This window comes from Niabella sp. ZPM-14, assembly GCF_055693045.2.
Genome location: NZ_CM181148.1, coordinates 4,061,706 through 4,082,527, shown reverse-complemented (window position 1 = coordinate 4,082,527; position 20,822 = coordinate 4,061,706). Strand labels below are relative to the sequence as shown.

General features: G+C 43.7%; 8 protein-coding genes. All 8 read left to right on the top strand.

What is annotated here, in order from left to right; all coding sequences use genetic code 11:
• The 8 genes from ACU37H_RS17310 to ACU37H_RS17275 all read left to right on the top strand — a co-directional run bounded on the left by ACU37H_RS17310 (position 1) and on the right by ACU37H_RS17275 (position 20,654).
• Positions 1 to 1,899, top strand: coding sequence for a SusD/RagB family nutrient-binding outer membrane lipoprotein (locus ACU37H_RS17310; protein WP_472704740.1), 1,899 nt, complete (start codon positions 1 to 3; stop codon positions 1,897 to 1,899).
• Between the two features lie 519 nt (positions 1,900 to 2,418).
• Positions 2,419 to 5,874, top strand: coding sequence for a SusC/RagA family TonB-linked outer membrane protein (locus tag ACU37H_RS17305; RefSeq protein ID WP_472704742.1), 3,456 nt, complete (start codon positions 2,419 to 2,421; stop codon positions 5,872 to 5,874).
• Between the two features lie 42 nt (positions 5,875 to 5,916).
• Entirely contained in the window at positions 5,917 to 7,572 is a 1,656-nt protein-coding gene (locus tag ACU37H_RS17300) for a SusD/RagB family nutrient-binding outer membrane lipoprotein (protein ID WP_472704744.1), read from the top strand.
• Between the two features lie 525 nt (positions 7,573 to 8,097).
• Positions 8,098 to 9,774 carry a M57 family metalloprotease gene (locus ACU37H_RS17295; protein ID WP_472704746.1) on the top strand — a complete coding sequence of 559 codons (1,677 nt, stop codon included), beginning with the start codon at positions 8,098 to 8,100 and terminating at the stop codon, positions 9,772 to 9,774.
• 329 nt (positions 9,775 to 10,103) lie between these two features.
• Positions 10,104 to 13,454 carry a SusC/RagA family TonB-linked outer membrane protein gene (locus ACU37H_RS17290; RefSeq protein ID WP_472704748.1) on the top strand — a complete coding sequence of 1,117 codons (3,351 nt, stop codon included), beginning with the start codon at positions 10,104 to 10,106 and terminating at the stop codon, positions 13,452 to 13,454.
• A gap of 10 nt (positions 13,455 to 13,464) precedes the next feature.
• Complete coding sequence (locus ACU37H_RS17285) at positions 13,465 to 15,039, top strand: SusD/RagB family nutrient-binding outer membrane lipoprotein (protein ID WP_472704749.1); 1,575 nt, start codon at positions 13,465 to 13,467, stop codon at positions 15,037 to 15,039.
• Positions 15,040 to 15,540: 501 nt separating this feature from the next.
• Positions 15,541 to 18,864, top strand: coding sequence for a SusC/RagA family TonB-linked outer membrane protein (locus ACU37H_RS17280; RefSeq protein ID WP_472704751.1), 3,324 nt, complete (start codon positions 15,541 to 15,543; stop codon positions 18,862 to 18,864).
• Positions 18,865 to 18,893: 29 nt separating this feature from the next.
• Positions 18,894 to 20,654, top strand: coding sequence for a SusD/RagB family nutrient-binding outer membrane lipoprotein (locus tag ACU37H_RS17275; RefSeq protein WP_472704753.1), 1,761 nt, complete (start codon positions 18,894 to 18,896; stop codon positions 20,652 to 20,654).
• Positions 20,655 to 20,822: the final 168 nt, after the last annotated feature.

The following is a 20,822-nucleotide window of genomic DNA, read 5'->3' as shown; positions in this document are numbered from 1 at the left end:
ATGAAAAAAATAATATATAATATCGGATTGGGCCTCTTGTCGGGAGCGCTGCTCTCCGGATGTTCCAAGTTTGAAATGATCAACGAGAACCCGACGGCTGCCACTGCAGATCAGGTGCAAGTAGAGTATTTTATCAACAACTCTATCATCGGTACTCAAATGGACCCACATATTGCAGAACGGGTGTTTGTGCTCTATTGGAAAACGGCCGCGCGGCAACAATTAACGACCGGCATTGCAGGCGGGGGGTATGACGACGGATGGAGCAGCGACTATCTCCGCTATTCGGCAGATTGGCAAAACCACGCCAACACCGCCATTCAGATTGCAGATGAAAAAGCAGCTACAGGAACAGCCAAGCCTTATAATAATAACCTCAAGCAGGTGGCCCGCATCTGGCGAGTATACCTGATGTCGGAGCTGGCGGACAATTTCGGGCCCATTCCTGTGAATGCATTCCAGGGAAAAAATCCCGAATTCAGCAGTCTCAAAGACGTATACTATTTTCTGCTGGACGAACTGAAAGACGCTGTAAAAAAGTTTGATAGTGAAACAGTGCCGCAGGATATTAAAAAATACGATCCGGCTTATTCCTTTGATTTTGAAAAATGGAAAAAATATGCCAACTCACTTAGGCTGCGTTTAGCCATGAGAATTGCAGAAGTTGATCAGGAAAAAGCCAGAGCTGAATTTGAAGATGCTGCCGCCAGTAACCTGCTGATAAAAAGCAGCGGCGACCACTTTAGCGTTCAGGAAAAGGGAGGCTGGAACGCCTTAACCGGTGTCATGAGCCGCCCCTGGAATGCGCAGCTTCTTTCCAAGACCTTAAATAATTTATACCTCGGTCTCGGCGGTATTCCTTCTTCGACGCAACTAGGCGCCGATTATCAGGCATATATAAAGCCAGACAACTACATTGGTATGAAGGTTTCCCAGCATTATCCATCAAAGACCAATGACCCTTTAACAGGCTTTTGGATGGATGGATTGCCTCATAGCATTGATCCCAGGGCTTACAAGCTGTTTGTTATACCTGGCGATTACAGCAACCCCAACTTTTTTGGAAACACAAATGCCAATACGCTGAACTTTAAGTTGCCCGCAATTAGCGGCGTTACCGACTCAATTCCGGTCAATACCAAATTCACCTGGAACGCCTATGTCATTGGGAACTGGGGAGATAAATTCGCTTTGAATCCAATGCGCGGAACTACCCAGGGCACGCCGGCACTTGCCAATAATTTCAGGACGAGCACGGAGAAACGACTGTTTTTCGGTTCATGGGAAACCTATTTCCTGTTAGCAGAGGCCGCCTTAAAAGGCTGGTCTGTGGGTACAGGCGCCAAAGAAGCATATGAGTCAGGGGTGAAAGCAAGTTTTGCTTTCTGGGGATTGAGCCAGTTTGCCGATACCTATCTGAGCTCCAATAGCTATAATGTCGCGGGCACTTCAGCCAACTGGGATCATATCACCGAACCGGCTGTTACGGCTGCTAAGAGTTATGTCGATGGCTACACTAATTCCAGCGGAGTCTATAATATGCCTTACGCGGTAAACGGGTTGTATAAAAACGGCACTGTTACGAACGACCGTTTGACCAAGATCATTACGCAAAAATACCTGGCACAGGTTCCCTGGCTTGCTTTAGAGTCCTGGTGCGACCACCGTAGGTTAGGCCTTCCGTTTATGGAAAACATTGCGGTGGAAAGTCCTAACTCCAATTTGCCGGCGCTTACAGCAAGTAATTACATGACGGTCAGTGTGAAATTTTTTCCGCAGCGACTTCCCTATCCATCGAGTTTAAAAATCAGCGATCCGGCTGGTTATACCAAAGCCGTTCAATTATTAGGCGGCGAGGACAATGTCTTTACACCTCTTTGGTGGGCGAAAAAACAATAAACCAGATATATTTGAAACTGTATAAAAAAAACCGCCTTAGGGCGGTTTTTTCGTAACCTGTTAAAAACGATCGCGATAGCATCCGATCGTCGCGAAAAATATGATCTCATTTTCCCTCGCAAAAGCAAAGTTATACTAACTTGCGGCCCGCGCAACAACATACATCCCTTAGCCAACTCTTACGCCCCGACCTATTGCGGCAAAAGAATCCACCTTTAATAAATAGTTATAAAAAAATTTAAAAAGTATTTTATTTTTTCAAAAAAGGTGTTTACATTTACTTTAGCATTAAGCCCGACGCCCGTAAGCCACTTTCAAAAAACGATTGGTACAGGCCCTAAACAGAGTTGTTCAATAACCTTCCGGAAATTGACGTGTAGCAAGCTTATTGCGATTGCCCTGGGTGAGCAGGCAAACATGTCTGGCGCACCACTTAATACTGTTTCTTAAAAGCTGTAAACAATGATATCCTAAACCACTGCTATAAGAATTCTATTAATCAATCCAAATCGAACAAGTATGAACAAAACAATGCAAAAACTGCTGTTCGCGTGCATCATGAGTTGCTTCACGCTCCTCGCATATGCGCAGCAGCGGACAGTTACTGGTACTGTTACAGACAGTAAGGGTGAGCCCATCGCAAATGTATCCTACATTATTAAGGGTACGTCAAGAGGTGGTGTCACCGCTGAAAACGGTAGCTTTTCTGTCGCGGTAGACGGCAGCAATACCGTGCTTGAGTTTACCTCAGTGGGATACACCACCAAAGAAGTTACTGTGGGAAGCAGCAACACGTTAAACGTCATACTTGAAACCTCGGACGTCCAGGGAATGGAAGAAGTGGTGGTGACCACGGCCCTTGGTATCAAAAGAGAAGCCAGGTCGCTGGGGTATTCCGCACAGACGGTAAAGGGCGACGACTTAACGATTGCCCAGGCTCCTACCATTGCCCAGGGCCTGATGGGTAAAGTTGCCGGTTTGCAGATCTCCCAATCCGGGGGCGGTGCTGACGGAGCTTCCTCGAGATTGGTCGTGAGAGGTAACACCTTGTTAACGGGTGATAACCGCGCGATGATCATCGTAGATGGTGTTCCTATTAATAATGATCCTGTGAACGTGAACAATAATAATGGTGGTGGCGGTAAATCCGTGCTCGGAGGTGTTGGTGCAGACGTTTCGGGAAACAACGACTGGGGTACAGGTATGAACCTGATCAACCAGGAAGATATTGAAGATATTACGGTGCTGAAAGGACCTGAAGCAGCTGCACTTTATGGTGCAAGAGGTGCGAACGGTGTGATCCTCATCACCCGCAAAAAAGGTTCCAACCGGTCTGGTATCGGCGTCGATTACAGTTTCTCGTACCGGGCTACCAAACCCTGGGAGCTTTTTGATTATCAGAATGAATATGGACAAGGTGGCGTAGCCAGCATGACATCTGCAGATCAAAGCAAGTGGTTCCCTTACAACAGCCAGGGACAGCGCATGCAGATTGGTAACAATACCAACCCGGCGGACAACTATGTGAACAATTCTCATGGTCCTCTGCCCTACCCTAATGCTTACGACTTTTATACCTACTTCAGTTATCCCGGTAGTTATTCCTGGGGACCACGGATGGACGGTCAGCCTATCATGAATTACGATGGTGTGCTCAGGCCTTACTCGCCTCAGCCTGACAACTGGAAAGCGTTCTTCCCTGATGGTTCTGTAGCACAACACAACATAGCGGTTTCAGGTGGTAATGAGAAAGCGACTTTCAGGTTGTCTTACACCCGCAATGATACGAAGCCTAATATGATCAACAGCAAGATGAACTCGAATACCTTCAACCTGGGATCTACTTTTAAAATCAGTGAGAAATTATATGGGGAAGCCACATCGAGCTATGTCAACTTTTTCAGACATAACGCGCCGCAGATTGGCGCCGCCTGGCAAGCGGGCCCGACCTACTCTATGGCAAGAGATTACAATCCGCAGCTAGCCTTTTCTCAGGCTTTCGGACCTAACGGTGAGAGGAGGAATATTACTGATGGCAACGGCACTTATCCTGCTTCAGACGTGCCCCAATACCCTTACAGTACAGGCTACCTGAATAATCAATACTGGAACCTGCTCATGAATAACAACGACTTCACCAGGAACCAGTTTTTGGGAAGCTTAAAGTTGACTGCCGACCTTACTAAATTTCTGAGCGTTACTGCACAAGGTGGTATAGACAATTCGAATGACTTCGCGACATTCATTACTTACCCGACCGATGTTTTAGGAAAGGCAGATGGTGTATACCGGGAAACAATGGCCCGGAACATGAGCCGGAATATGATCGCTTATTTAAGATTGCATAAAGATGGGCTGTTCAGCGAACATTTCAACGCCAGTCTGACTGCAGGTGGTGAAAGCTATTACAGAGACGATAAATCGATCAGTAACTGGACAAGAGCCCCATTTGTGAAGCCGTTCATCTTCGCTTTGAATAATGGAACACCGCCCAATGACCCGGCAGAGGAATTGAAATATGCCAAAAAGATCAATTCTTTGTATTCATTCCTGAACCTTTCGTATAAAAACTACTTGTTCCTGGAAGCTACGGCGCGCAACGACTGGTCGAGCACGCTACCTTCTACTGATAACAGCTATTTCTACCCATCCGTCAACATGAGCTATGTGTTCACAGATGGCATCAGCAGCATCAGCGAAAGCCTTCCCTGGCTGAGCTTCGGTAAATTAAAGCTGTCTTATGCGGAAACCGGTAGCGATACAGATCCTTATGCCATCCACAACCTGTTGGAAAGTAATACCTATAATGGCGTACTGGCTTCCAGCTTACCAGATGCATTAAAGATCCCCGGCGTAAAACCTGCAAGAAGCCGCTCATTCCAAACTGGTCTGAACCTGGCTTTCCTGCAAAACCGCATCACTTTGGACTTCACCGCCTACTGGATGAAGAGTTTCAATCAGATCCTGAGCAATCCATTGCCTATTTCATCGGGATATAATAGCATTACCATCAATACAGGCTCACTGGGTAACAATGGTCTGGAGCTGATCTTAAACGCAACCCCGGTGAGAACCGACGACTTCTCCTGGAACATTGGCATCAATGCCGCTCATTCGAAAACAAAAGTGTTGGCATTGTCTGACGGTATCGAAGAGTTAAACCTCGGCAACTTCTTTGGCGGATCAGGGGTTTCTCAAAGAGTGAAAGTGGGTGACTATTACGGAACTATTTATGGTAAAGATTATACTTATCTGAACGGAGAAAAAGTTGTGAAACGTGCGGTAGGAACGGACGGTCAACCGGTGACTTTCACTGCAAATGGCGAGACCTATTATGCAGGCACACAATGGGTGCTAACACCTAATGAAGTGCCTATCGGCAACTCACAGCCTTTAGTAACCGGCGGTATCACCAATACCCTGCGTTATAAAAACTTCTCTCTTTATATGCTGGCAGATGCCAAGATCGGTGGCGACACTTACTTCGGTTCTTATGCTGCGGCGATGGGAAGTGGTAACCTTCAGGAGACCTTAAAGGAAAGAAACGGGGGCGGATTACCCTACACGTATCCTGACGGTACTACTGGTAATGTAGGTGTAAATTTTGATGGTGTTTTTGCAGACGGCACTCCCAACAATGACGTAGTTCATTACCTGTGGTATTATGCCGGCACTTATTCCGCCTGGAACCATATCGGTGTTCCCCGCTCGGCACATGTGTTTGAAAACTCCTGGATGAAACTGAGAGAGGTATCGCTTTCTTACCAGGTACCGCAAAATGTAGTGAAAGCAACGAAAGTGCTGCAAAACCTGAATCTTTCCGTGTATGGCCGCGACCTGTTCTACATTTTCACTACTATTCCAAAAGGACTTAACCCTGAAGGTGTGAATGGTATCGGTAATATTCAAGGTATTGAATATTCATCTATGCCTAAGGTTCGCTCTTTCGGTTTCACCGTAAGAACTTCTTTCTAATAAGGACTTAGGAAAATTTAACAACTCAAAATGTCGTTTATCATGAAACAAAATGTACCTATAAAAAGAATCAGCAGGATGGTTCATAGTGCAGGCATACTGTTGCTTTTAGCTTCCGCCTCTTGCACGAAAAATTTCGAGGAAACCAATAGTCCTTACAAGGACGTAACGGTGACTACGGCTTCTCCTGTAGCATTGTTTAACCAGCTCTCCCGCAATGCAACGAATGAAGACTACACCTTACACACCGGTTTGTTAATGCCGATCACGAATCAGCAAGGTGTGCAAAACGTTTCCATTCCTTACACCAATTATATTTCCAATTATTGGACGAATTATTATAAGGATCTGGCAGATTATAAGCTCCTGGTGAAACTGATCGATGCCGACGTGAATCCCGCAGCATATACCAATCTGCGCGGTATGGCGACCATCCTCATCTCGTCTAAGACCTTATCCATGCTTGACCGGTATGGCAGCATCCCTTACTCCCAGGCAGGTGATGCCAGTGCGGGTACCACTTATTACAGACCGGCATATGATGATGAGTTGAGTGTTTACGAATCGGTATTGAATGATTTGGCTACCGCAGTAAATGCGATCTCCGCAGGAACTTCGGGCCAGGTAGCACTCGGCAATAACGAATCATTCTTAGGAAGCAATTATACATCATGGGTTAAATTTGGTAATGCCCTGCGGCTGCGTTATGCAGTACGCCTGCATGCTAAGAACCCTGGACTGGCCAATCCCATTATTACCGATATCATTGGAGGCAACAAGCCGCTGCCCGACGCGATCACTTATGACAATATGGAGGCGATGCGTCAAAATAACTACGGCAATTATCCCCAGATCATCGTCCCTCAAAACCCTGATTATGGCGACAGGCTATGGTATGCTTTCAGAGAGCTTTCCGTGAGCAACATCAGGCTGAGCAGCAATGTTTGGGAGCAGATCTCTAATTCCAATGCCACCAACGGATCAGGAATTTTTGATCCACGCGCGTTTGTTTGGTTCATGCCCAACAATGCCGGCAACTGGGTACCACAGCCGCAGAACAGGTCTGTTGCCGAAGGCTCCAGCAGCTTGTATCCCAACCTGAGCACGAACGCGCCCTGGCCCAAAGACACGTTGAAGGACAACCGGTTTGCTGGATTTAATTTTTACCTGGTCAGAGATTTCCAGTCGCTGCCGTATATTATCATATCCGAAGCTGATGTACATTTCTTAAAAGCAGAAATCTATACCCGTGGTATGGGTGTGGCTGCCGACTTCACAAAGGCCAACCAGGAATACCAGGCAGGCTTAAGGTCGTCCATCGATTTCTGGTACACTTATGTTGAGACTACCTCCAGTGGTATCTGGCCTTCTTCAGCGAAACCGACCTTGGGAGCTAATGCCGTCGCGAACTTCCTGGCACAACCAAAAGTCGCGCTGGTAGCGGGTCAGACCACGCAGAACCTCAGTAAGATCATTACACAGGCCTGGTTAGCAGCCTTGTGGGAGCAGCCAGAAGCATGGGCCATTGTGAGAAGAACAGGCCTCACTCCTAAAGCTCCGGGATACACACCCCAGGTGTTTAACAAGTTGCCTTACCCTAATGATGAAGAAGTGAATAACCGCGATAACTGGTTAAAAGCCAGCAACGGCGACGCCCCTGACGTACAGGCTACGAAGAAGGTATATTGGATGCCTTAAATAGTTTTCCCTCGTTAATGAAGGCCGTCTCGACAATCCGAGATGGCCTCTTTTTTAAGATGGCACGTGTCGAACAACTGGTACCAGTTTGTAAGCTCCCCATAAATCCGGCCAGATGAGTTAGAGTTAACACGGAATTTGAGGTCCTCCCATATTTAGTAGCATGTTGAACCGCAAAGAATATTTTACTTGTTAGAGGCTGCAAAAAATGATGATTGATGGTGAAAGTTTGAGTCAAAGCCAACAGCATTCAAGCTGCTGAAAATCTTAGAATAAATTTTTTTGTTTCAAATACATTAATTATATTTGGAATACATTAACACCAAATAATAAGTTTACTAATCATATTTATTTTCTTGGAGATTTTGCCTTCATTCCATGAAGGCATTTTTTTATCCAGCTACCAATCATGATGGTAGTTCATTTGGACACTAAGCTAAAGGTGCAAAAAAATTTGCTCTTCGAATCAATTGATCAAATTCTGTTTCTCGGTCGATCATTTTATATAACCTAAAAAATAAACGTATGAAAAACGCCAAACTCTTATGCTTACTAAGCATAGTAATTATTCTAATTACATCCTGTAGACGGGATTTTTCACAGCATTTCGATAATGGAAACCGATCTGATATAGAATCCTTCGCAGCTCATATCGGAGTATCAACCGATATTATTAAAGAGGAAGATGACTTTTATATTGTTGACGGCGACATTTTTTTCAGGAAAAAAAACTGGCAAACAACCGTCAAAAGACAGGTTGTGGCTAAAACCACCAATGCTTTTACATATTGGGGATGTGGTCCAATAAGTATTCAAAATAGAAACAGCATTTCAATATTCATAAATGTCGAAACTACAGCATATTCTCAAGCAATCATCGATAGATATAAAAATGCGATCAGAGCTGCGATAAGTAACTTCAACACACTTATACCCGACATTTCGATTAATATGAATGAAGTGTCAAATGCTAATTATGCTGATATAATTGTGCAGCTTGTTGACGAGGGAGAAAGTGACAGAGGAGGTTATGGTTATTATCCGATAAACGGAAAACCCGGAGAACATGTATACTTAAACTTATATTATCACGAAAATTTCCCCAGCGTAGCATCAGCGACACGATTAACCACCCATGAACTTGGACATACTATTGGTTTAGCCCATACAGATACACCAGTTTCGACTGAAAATTGGAATTTCTCCGGAACTGACTATAATTTTTACTTAAATAGTATTCCAGGCACTCCTGGTTTTGGTTCTAACCCTGACCCCAATTCATTTATAATGGCAGACTCATATGCCGGCGCCTACTGGACTCAAAGCCTTAATAATACCAATGGCGTTGGCTTCAGTAATTTTGACAAAATTGCTATTCAATATTTATATCCGAAACCATCCCAATCCGTATCAGTTGAGTTAAAAAACGCGAGTTCGGTATTCCTACCGGGGGCTTTTACTTTCAGATCCAACACCGGCTGTTCGCTTTTTTCGAATTCAGGAACAGTGGCAAACGCAAACAGTTCAAGTTATGTATCGCTACCCTACATCACCTATGACTACGAAATAATCGCGTCTTTACCTCCGGGTCACACACCCTACTACGCATCAATAAATGGATCTGAATCTGCTACACTTATTAATAGCAGTAATGGGATTTCATTGGGCACTCACTTTATCGGCGATGGTTTTTTTATCGAAGTATTTCCCAATCACTATTCAAACGTAGCTCAAAGTAAAGTGTTTACTAAAAACGACTGTCCTTCGGGTAATGGGTCACCGGTTACCTATACAGTTTATGCAAATCAGTTTTTTTCAAAAATATCTCAGGCGGATGCTGACTCGAAGGCAAGGGCGCAACTAAATGCTTACGGTCAAACTTACGCTAATCAACAAGGAACTTGTGCCACAGGAATCACTATCATTAACAACGCAGATTATTTGAATGGTCAAATCAATGTTTATAACTCAAACTTTAACCAAACTTATAACTTATCATCTTACTTCTCTAATGCTGAGGGCAGTGCAATACTTTCGGGTATACCACCTGGCCAATATCATATAGAAATCGTTGTGCCTGGCGGGCCAGGCGTAGCTATGAAAGAATTTGTTCTTAATGGTTACGGCACGCAAACAGGATACACTGCCTCTTATTCGGGTGTCTCAGTTGGTAACGCAACTTTAACAATTAGCGACTTATAACAGTTTGACTTTACTCAACCGCCTTCGGGCGGTTTTTTGTGTCCCTTCCAGAGATAGTAAAAAATTTAAAAACTATTATAATTTATATTAAAAGATTCGTATGTTTGTTCTCAACTTTTTTGATTCGCTATCATGAAAAAGACACAACACTGCTAACAATATCTTAAGCAATATTCTTGGAGACTGGCTCATTTACCCCAGCAGTTGAAGTGTTCTGACAATGGCACTTTTAATCGCCATCACTTTACGCCCCATAACCGTCCTCGCAACCAAAATGGAATGACGCGTAACGCGTCCTTACTTTTTATTATTTAAAAATGAGAACTATTATGAAGAAAACAATGCAAAAAATGTTGCTGGCCCTGCTTATGAGCTGCACTTCGTTGCTGTTATGGGCACAGCAGCGTACAATCACCGGAACGGTGATGGACGAAACAGGAGCTGCTGTTCCGAACGCATCCTTTACAGTGAAAGGGACCGCCACAGGAGGTGTGAGCGATGAAAACGGAAAATTTTCTCTTTCGGTCGACGGAGCAAATGCTATTTTGGAATTCACTGCGGTGGGTTACGTGAAAAAAGAAGTAGCAGTGGGAAATAAAAGTGATCTTTCCGTAGTATTGGTCCGAGCAGATGCCGGGATGGAAGAAGTAGTTGTAACAGCGCTGGGCATTAAGAAGCAGGAAAAGTCGCTTGGATACGCAACCAGTACGATAAGCGCCAAAGAACTGACAAAAACAGGAAGTCCGAACTTTGCAGGCGCGCTGTACGGGAAAGCTCCTGGTGTAAGGATTTCCGCGGCACCAGGTGGCGCAACTTCCGGTATCAATATCAATATAAGAGGAATTAATTCTATAACCGGCAACTCGCAACCGCTGATAATCATAGACGGCGTTGTGCTTCGTCAGAACACCTTCAACAATGCTAATTATTGGGGGGATCAAAGGGCAAGAGGAAATGGCCTTGAGGATCTGAACCCCGAGGATATTGAATCTATATCCATTCTGAAAGGCGCGTCAGCCGCGGCGCTTTATGGATCGGAGGCGTTAAACGGCGTTGTCTTGGTGACGAAAAAGTCCGGGAAAGGAAAATCAGGATTTAGTATTGATGTTAATGCTAATTATACAAACGACCGGCTAGCCTACTTGCCCCGATTTCAGGACGTGCGGGGACCGGGTGCTCCGTTACATGTAAGCGACGCCGGCCAGGCAGCTGATGGATTCTATTATTATGATTTAGACAAAGACGGCACCAAAGAAACAAGAGGTGTTACTACTCAATCTATTAATTTCGGACCGAAATTCGACGGGCAACCTATTATGGCCTGGGACGGAGTTATCCGGCCCTATTCAGCACAAAACGCCTACCATAAATTTTTTCAAAACGGGAATAATACCAACTTCAATATCGCATTAAGTCATGCCTCCGAAAATTCCAATACGCGGTTTTCTTTGACAAGGCAAGACAACCAGATGACTTCTTTAGGATCCCGGAATTCTAAAAATATTGCCAACCTGAACAGCACATTTAAGATTGGGAAAAAACTTACGACGGATGTTGTGATAAATTATATCAATCAACACACTCATAACAGGCCATTTCTAACGGATCGCCTGATCAACAATTTTAGTGGCATGATCAGTCCGTTCGACAACCCTGAATGGTATCTGAACAAATACAAAACAAGTTTAGGATACAAATTTGTTACAGGTACTAACCAAAGCCTGACGCCAGATGAAAATCTGGTAAGAAATGGTTATAAAACCGATGTGCTTAACTATATCTGGAATATCAAAGCCAATGAACACGATGAGAGAAGCAATCGTTTCATAGGTTCGTTCACCAATACATGGGAGCTTACTAAAGAGTTGTCTTTAAGGGGAAGATTCTCAGCCGATCTTACTCAAATGAACACCGAGGAGAAAAAACCTAATACAATACCTCTTCTCTATGGTCCTTCAGGAGCTTTCAGCATTGCCAATTTAAACAGCAACGTTTACTATGCAGATGTCCTGGCCTCCTACAACAAAAAAATAAGCGAAAACTTTACTTTCGGAGCAATGGCCGGTTACACAGCAACTAAAACTCAGGAAGTATCAGTGGAAGCAAATACCGGCCCCGAAAATGTAAGTGGGCTCAGCCAGAGGGATTGGTTTGATTTAAAAGCTGCAGGTGCAAGAACTTATACAAACGACGCTTACAATTTTCGTCGTAACCTTTTGAGAGATGCGATTTTTGCTACGATCAATGGTAACTTGAAAGATTACTGGTTTGTGGAAGCGACTTTCAGGAGGGAGCGGGTTTCCACCATGCATCCGGATAATAATACATTGTATTACCCATCAGTTAATTCGAGTTTAATCCTGAGTGACATACTAAAGCTGCCTTCATTTGTTAGCTACGCTAAGTTGAGGGGGTCATGGGGCGTAGTTGGTAAGTATCCGGAAATATATGCCAGCGCTTTAAGCTATACACAAAAATCGCTGGGCACACAAGGAAATGCAGCGCCCATTTATACTGTACTACCCACCTCTTCGTTTGGAAATGAAAAGATAAAACCTGAAAATAAACATGAAGTGGAGTTTGGTTTGGAAACACGGATGTTCAAAAACCGCTTCGGTATAGACATTACCTACTACAATGGTCTCGTAAAGGATCAGATCTTGAACCTCACCATTCCTATTACCAGCGGCGCATCGTCTATTCTGGCTAATGCCGGCGCACTGAGAAACAGAGGCTGGGAGTTTGCTATTTCAGGGTACCCCATCAGTAAACCCGACTTCAAATGGAATTCCATACTGAATTTTTCGATGAACAAAAACACTATCGAAGAACTTCCAAACGGCGAAACACAAATAACACATAGGACCTACGACGGAGATGCGGCTATGTTGGTTTCTAAAGTCGGCCAGTCAATGGGCGACATCTTGGTACGGCCGGTGGCGACACACCAAAATGGCAATCTCCTTGTAGGCTCAAGCGGATTATATGAACTGGATGGAAGTGTCAATGGATGGAAGAAAGCCGGCAACGCAATGCCAAAGGCTGTAGGTGGATTTATCAATAACTTTAGCTACAAAAACTTTTCGCTCGATCTGCTTGTTGACTTTCGTTTAGGAGGACATGTGATGCCGACCGGTATCAATTGGATGAAAAGCCGCGGGTTATTGGAAGAAACGTTAACCAATATGGACGCAGCCCACGGTGGCATTTCCTATTACCTCGATGCTAATAACAAAGGAATTGCATGGGATGGCAATACCGGCCCCAATGGAGAGACCGTATATCATGATGGTATGCTATTAGAGGGCGTAACCAGCGACGGCGCACCAAACACCAACGTTATTTCGCAGGCCTACTATTACTGGAATACCTATAACTGGGGGGGACCTCAATATTCCAGTAAGGCCAGATACGAATTATACGTTCAGAAAAACGATTATTTTAAAATGCGTGAAATATCGCTTGCATATCGTTTACCGAACGCCATATCATCGAAGCTCCGTGCAAAAAATATACAACTATCTGTTTACGGACGCAACCTCTTCTTTATATATCGTACGATAAAAGACCTGGATCCGGAGCAAATGACTGCAGGATCCTATTGGGTAAACCAGGTTACCAATGCTGGTACGAGCCCGGCCACCCGTTCGTTTGGTATCATGTTACGTGCAACATTCTAAATAAGTAAAAATGAAAAGATATATAACAATATTCGGATTACTATTAACCGTAGCATCCGTTACCTCTTGTAAAAAGTCTTCGTTCGATGACTATTACAGAGATCCTTCAAAAGTGTCTGCAACAACTATAGATAAGCAGTTTGCAGGTTTGTTCTATCAAAATAGAGAATTGGTTATACCCAGTTACTGGAATTATTTTGTGATCATGGGTAACACCACCATCCGGTATGTTCAGGCAACCGGTTGGATCAACGAGGCCAATCAACTTACCCCAGGCGGTGCCTCCATATCAGACAGGTGGTCTACTTATTACAGTAGCCTTGCGCAGTATAAGGAATTAGAAAATATATACAACAGTCTTTCAGAAACGGAAAAGGCACAATACCGGATCTTTTTTCTGACCGCTAAAATATTCTTTTACGATCAAACACAACAGGTCGTGGACCTGCATGGCAGCATTCCGTGGTCGAAAGCAGGGCTATTAAATGCCAATGGCGGTGAATACACTGTTTCGAAGGCACCCTATGACAACGCCGAAGCGATCTACACTACGATGTTGGATGATTTGAAAAAAATAAGCGATGAACTCAACAATATCAAGGTAGATGCAGGAATTTTAACCGGCTTAAAAAAGCAGGATATTTTAAATGGCGGTGACATCACCCGCTGGAAAAGGTATTGTAACTCTCTTCGTGTACGAATGCTGCTCAGGGTATCGGGAGCATCATCCTTCCGCACAAGAGCAGAAACTGAGTTGGCTCAAATATTCGGAAATAGCAGCACTTATCCGATCGTTTTAAGCAATAGCGAGAATATCCAAATTAAGGTGTATGATCCCGCCACTGACATCAAGGCATCAATTAGAGACGCTCTGGAAGCGCAAGGCTGGAACAGAAATATAGCCGGAAAAAAAATGATCGACCTGATGAAAGGCGCGGCGGATCCGAGGCTGCCGGTTATGTTTGAGCCAGGCGTAAACGCAGGAAGCACTTACAACGGCCTCGATCAATCGCTGAACAGCAGTGCGCAAACCGATCTGGTTAACGGTGGTACCCTCTCCATTTATAACAGATCCACTTATTCCAGGAATCAGTATTTTCCGGGAATATTGATCAGTGCCGCTGAAATGCACTTCGCTTCAGCTGAATACTATTTGAACAATGGAAATACAGCTTCCGCTAAAACAGCCTTTGAGAGTGGCGTTAAAGCTTCCATTGAAATGATGTATAATATAAGAAGCGTTAGCAATGACAACACCGTATCAGCTCCGGCAATCCCATCCGAAACAAATATTAGCACGTTCATCAATAATTTGAATTGGGCGGGCACCGCTAATAAGATGGAACTTGTAGCCACGCAAAAATGGCTACACTTTAATATCATTCAGCCAATGGAATCATGGGCAGAGGTTCGGAGATTGGATTTTCCGGTGTTTAATTTTGTTGTACAGCCTTCCGATATACAGAAAACACCACCGGTTAAGTGGAACTTACCTGCCGACGAAGTTAACTACAACACGGAGAATTACAGTACAGTGAAAAGTCAGGATAATATAAATACCCTGCTTTTCTGGGACACTAAGTGATTTAATATCGGTTTTACATCGGCTGCCCCAGGCTCTGCAACAACAGATCTTGAGGGCAGCTTTTTTGTATACCTCGTTCGTCCTCAAATAACAACCGTAAACTCCAGATACCTGCTTGTTATCCGAATGAGCTTGCCTCATTAAATTCATTTGCGCCTATAATCTCCCTGATTCCGCTCATCACGCATTAGCACCATTCAACAAAAGATAAAAAATAATTTAAAAAGTATTTTATTTTTTGAAAAATGGTATTTACATTTACTTAACATTTCAAACCAAAGCCCGTACTCCCAAAAAACGATTTGTACCGGCCCTCAAGATAAATAAAAATTAAGGTCGCCATTGGAAGATGGCGTGACATGGATGACGCGTTGGTAACACCATCAAAGGCCATTTAGCCTTGGTGAAGTGTATTGTTGTGCCCTGCTTAAATATTAAAACTATAACATAACCTCTAGCTGCTCTTCAAGAGTCTTTTAATAAAAATCAAAAACAACAAGAATGAAGAAAACAATGCAAAAAATGCTGCTTGCATTGCTGATGAGTTGTACCGCCCTACTCTCATTAGCTCAGCAGAGAACGGTAACGGGTGTAGTTACCGATAGTGACGGGAAGCCCATTGCTGCCGCCTCTTACATGATCAAAGGAAGTAAGACAGGAGGTGTGACCGATGAAAATGGAACTTTTTCCATCCAGATTGATAGCGAAAATGCAGTGCTGGAAGTCAGTGCTGTAGGTTATCAAACGACCGAAGTTACCGTCGGACAAAACAGTACATTGTCAGTGGTACTCGTCAATTCCGAAGCAACCGGCATGGATGAGGTGGTAGTCACTGCACTGGGAATCAAGCGAGACCGCAGATCGTTAGGGTATGCTACCGCTACCATTAATGGTGACGAGCTGACAAAAGCCGGAGCCACCCAAAACCCGTTTCTGGCAATCTATGGTAAAGCGGCTGGTGTAGGCATCAATATCGGTTCTGGTGGACCAACCGCCGGCGTAAATATTCGAATCCGCGGCGCTGCGGGCTTGGAATCGAATACCAATACGAGACCGCTTTTTGTGGTTGATGGTGTTCCTCTGTATGATCAAAAAACTTCCATGGAAGCAAGGGGATACGACCCGATGAACTCTTTCGATTATGGATCAGGAATTAACGATTTGAATTCGGAGGACATTGAATCTATTGAGATTTTGAAAGGCGCAAAGGCAACTGTATTATATGGAAGCCAGGCACTAAACGGCGTAGTATTGATAACAACAAAAAGCGGTCGGGGCACCAGAGGTCTGGGCATCCAGGTCTCGCATCAGACCACTATCGACAAGCCTTTTACTTTTATAGATTTTCAAAATCAATATGGTAGCGGGGAAAGTGTACGCGATACGCAGTATGCGACCATTAATGGCAACCAGGTAAGAACGTTACCTAGAAGTCGTTTTAGCTTTGGACCTGCTTTTGATGGAAGCGCTATTATGCTTTACGATAGTACCATGAGCACTTACAAAGCCTATCCGGACAACTTTATTGACTTTTTTCAAACAGCTATTTACAACAGGACCAACGTTGCGATCTCGGGCGGCGGGCCCATGGGTAGTGTAAGAGGATCTTATACCAGGAACACTTATGAAGACGTGTTGCCAGGATTTACCCAGGGACAAAATACATTTAGCTTTAACGGAAATTTTAAGGTATCTCCTTTTGCCAGCTTCGAGTTTGTTAATAATCTATACACGATTAACACAAAGAACCGAAGGCCTAACATCGGGCAGTGGGTAGCATCTGGCCTAAACAGGGATTATGATTACAACTGGATGAAAGATTTTTACAGAGATCCGGAAGGATATAGAAAAGATTTCGAACAGCTTGGATTTGGAGGATTATTTTGGCCGGCTAAAGTGGCAGAAATCTTATGGGAGCAGAATGACAATCTGAACAATGATAAGAAGCTGCATTTAGTGAGCTCTGTTCGCACCACCCTTCAATTCACCAAATGGTTATCCTTAATCGGACAGGCTTCATTAGATTATACCAATACAGATTACATCACACAGGATAAAATCGTTCGCATGAGTCCGGTCCGCATCGGTGGAAAATATGCCTGGACCAAGGATAATACAACAGTTCAGAATTATCAGGGATTATTAAAATTTGAAAAGAACCTGAATTCAGATATGAACCTGTTCGTTTACGGTGGAGGCGCCTATCAAAAGATAACCGCGAACAACATGTATGCTTCAACCGGTGAAATGGGGCTTCAATATCCAGGGTGGTTTTCTTTGAAAAACGCCGACACAAGATATTGGCCCACTGCCGGGTCGAGGGATAAGGTAATGGGATTGAAAAGAGGTTCAGAATCCTTATATAGTATCTTAGGTTCTGCAACCTTCTCTTATAAAAACACTATCTACGTCGAAGCGCAGGCCCGTAATGATTGGAACTCAACTCTTCAAAGTCCCAATAATTCTTATTTTTACCCCGGGCTATCTTTAACCTGGAATTATTCAGAAAACGTTAAGATACCCGAATTGCAATTTGGTAAATTAAGATTTTCATGGGCAGACGTAGGTGGCGGTCCCAGTACGGCAACTGGTGACCGTTATTTTGCAAACAATGTATTTGAGGTAAACCAACTTCCTTACAGCTCAGGACCGGCGATCGTGACCCCGCCTACGTCCTTACTTTTGGAGGCGATCAAGCCATTCAGGAAAAGAGAATTTGAAGTCGGTTTTAACAATCGTTGGTTTGAGAGAAGCAGACTTGAAGTAGATTTCTCCTTCTACACTAATAATGTATACAATCAAATTATTACCAATCCGCTTTCTGCAGCCACCGGGTATCCTGATGGAGCGAAGATCAACACTGGTAATACTAAGAACTGGGGATATGAACTATTTGTGAAAGGTGCTCCGGTAGCAACAGAGAAATATCGTTGGGACCTAACATTTACTGCCGCCAATCAAAGATCTAAAATTGTAAAGCTATACCCCGGCATTACTGAGAAGCAGGTGGATGGTAATGGCGGATTCCAGGTATGGGCACAGGAAGGCGAACCGATAGGAGAAATCAGAGCATATGATTACAAGAGAGACGAAGCAGGTAACAGAATTGTAAATGAAAACGGGATATATCAGCTTACAGAAAAAGCGGAAAACACAGGAAAGAATGTAAACCCGAAAATATTTGGAGGCTTATACAGTGACTTTTCATTCAAGGGCTTCAATTTCCACTTCGGTATGGATTATAAGTTTGGAGGAACGATTTTCTCTTATACTAATAACTACCTGATGGGTACAGGTGCCATAGCAGCCTCTCTGCCCGGCAGAGATGAGTCACAAGGAGGCCTGGCTTACTATATTGATGACGCTACAGGAAAAAAAGTAGCGTGGCAACATAATACTGCAGCGCCATCCCAGGCACGTGGTGGTATTGTATATAGCGACGGTATTGTGTTGGAAGGTGTGAAGGAAATGACAGAAAATGGTCAAACTACCTACGTTAAAAATGACCTGATCGTTGATGCGCCTTCTTATTATCAAACATTTATTAATGACTTAAGCACCTCATGGCCTCCCGACAGATTATTTAAAAACGACTATATCAAAATCAGAGAGCTATCTCTTCAATACACCATTCCCAAAAAGATCGTAGAGAAAGCGCGCTTACAAAAAGTAATGCTTTCACTTGCTGCAAGGAACCTGGGATATCTGTATAAAACGGTGCCGAATATAGACCCGGAAGGTGCCTTAGGAGCTCAATCCTATATAGAGTATTCCTTTTTCCCTTCTATCAGATCTTACTCATTTGGCGTAACTGTTAGCTTCTAATCACTCTTTAATTAATTAATACAAAGTATATGAAAAAAATATTCTTAGGAATAATCTCATCTCTGCTTATTCTTTCTTCTTGTAAGAAAGTATTGGATGATGAGTTTCCGAATCCCGAAATCTACGACAAGACCGGAAACCTGTTTGGCGGACTTTTTACCAACTCGTTATACAAATGGAAAGTATATGTACAGGATTATGGAGAATGGTGGTGGGAAATTGCCGGCAGTGGCGCCATGGGCGTTGCAGGCTACACGCAGATCGCGCAACGGTATATAACCGACCGCTACGCCTGGTTTAGCTTATACGATGATCTCAGCGGCACCAACGCCTTTGGCAGCGCTACTGCACTGTGGCAGGGAAGACTATCTGCATTTTATGGAGGCGCAGCAGGATGGGTTTCTATAAAGGACAATATCGGACTCGTATCCGGCACCGATCTTGATAATAATAAAATCTATTTTTTATTAGCTACGGTGGTGAAAGATTACTCGGCGCTCCTTACTGTGGACTTTTATAATTTTATTCCTTACTCCGAAGCGTTTGGAGGAAAGGATAAGGTCTTTTTCCCGAAATACGACGATCCAAAATCGATATATGTAAGTGTTTTAGATGAATTGAAAGCCATAGAAGCGGAACTTCCGGAAGTGTATAGTAAAATGTCTCCCGGAGCGATCAGTACATTCAATGTGCAGGATATCGCATTCCAGGGTGATATACAAAAATGGAGGCAATATATCAATGCGCTGCGTCTCAAATATGCCGTAAGAATTTCAGGTGTTGACGAAACTTTAGCCAAGTCGCATATTCAAGATGTACTGTCAAAGAATAATTTGCCGGCGAGTGATATGGCTTGGGTGATGCCCTACCCTATTGATGTACAAAGTGGAGGTGAATGGTTGAGGGGTTTGAACGAAGCATGGCCAGGAACATTTATTCCGAACATCATCATGAATAGAATGAACTTCGGTACCACCAAGTATGAATCTGGCACAGATGACCCCAGACTCCCCGTTATGGCTATGCCAACTAAATACAGCGACTTCACATCTTCCCCAGCGGTAGGTGATTACAGAGGTGTTACTATGAATGCTGATGGCGCAAAACCAGCTTATGTAGCAGGGGAGCGTTATTATACAGGCGGCCCCGTCGGAGATATCACACAAAACTTTGCGCAAGACTCAAAATCACAATACAGTTACGTCACCTACACACGCAACTCTAAGTTTCCTGTATATATGATGTCTCAGGCCGAAGTAGATCTCTTGCTGGCCGAAGTTGCGCTGAAAGGTTACGGCAATACAGGCAAAACAGCTGGCGATCACATCAAAGATGCGATTTCACATTCCACTGACTTTTGGTATCAAAGAAATGCAGAAAGCCCTTACGCAACTCAATATCCGATCATGCATCCTTCAAAACCAAGCGCTGCCACGATCAGCACGTTTGGAGATTTTGTTGCCACACGATATAACAGCAAAACCTCCCTTGATGATAAAATGGAGATCATCATGCAACAAAAGTTCATCCATCTGAATATTATGTGTCCCTACGAACTTTGGTCCGAACAAAGAAGAACAAGACATCCGAAACTGGAACCATTGACGTTAGGCGGAAAAGTAATGAAGCCATATCCGGAAAGACTTAGATATCCAACGTCCGAACAATCGACCAATGCAGAAAACTACGCCACGGTCAGAGAGCAGGATAATTTCACCAGCCCGATTTTCTGGGTTCCTAATAACCTTCGAAGTGTCAATCCGTATTGGGACAATTACAATTACGAATAACTCACTTTTTAAAAAACCGCCTCCGGGCGGTTTTTTTTGTCATTTCCTTTTAGTCGACAAAAAAAAGTAAATAAATAATTTAATAAGTATATTAAATTTTAGTTAAAGAATCCTATATTTGCGATTAGAACTATTGCTTTTAAGAATAGCTTTACTAGATAACACCGG

What these genes read in the sequence shown, in the direction of transcription:
- ACU37H_RS17290 (WP_472704748.1), top strand. Translation starts at nt 10,104, where the DNA reads ATGAAGAAAACAATGCAAAAAATGTTGCTGGCCCTGCTTATGAGCTGC.
- ACU37H_RS17275 (WP_472704753.1), top strand. Translation starts at nt 18,894, where the DNA reads ATGAAAAAAATATTCTTAGGAATAATCTCATCTCTGCTTATTCTTTCT.
- ACU37H_RS17300 (WP_472704744.1), top strand. Translation starts at nt 5,917, where the DNA reads ATGAAACAAAATGTACCTATAAAAAGAATCAGCAGGATGGTTCATAGT.
- ACU37H_RS17305 (WP_472704742.1), top strand. Translation starts at nt 2,419, where the DNA reads ATGAACAAAACAATGCAAAAACTGCTGTTCGCGTGCATCATGAGTTGC.
- ACU37H_RS17295 (WP_472704746.1), top strand. Translation starts at nt 8,098, where the DNA reads ATGAAAAACGCCAAACTCTTATGCTTACTAAGCATAGTAATTATTCTA.
- ACU37H_RS17285 (WP_472704749.1), top strand. Translation starts at nt 13,465, where the DNA reads ATGAAAAGATATATAACAATATTCGGATTACTATTAACCGTAGCATCC.
- ACU37H_RS17280 (WP_472704751.1), top strand. Translation starts at nt 15,541, where the DNA reads ATGAAGAAAACAATGCAAAAAATGCTGCTTGCATTGCTGATGAGTTGT.
- ACU37H_RS17310 (WP_472704740.1), top strand. Translation starts at nt 1, where the DNA reads ATGAAAAAAATAATATATAATATCGGATTGGGCCTCTTGTCGGGAGCG.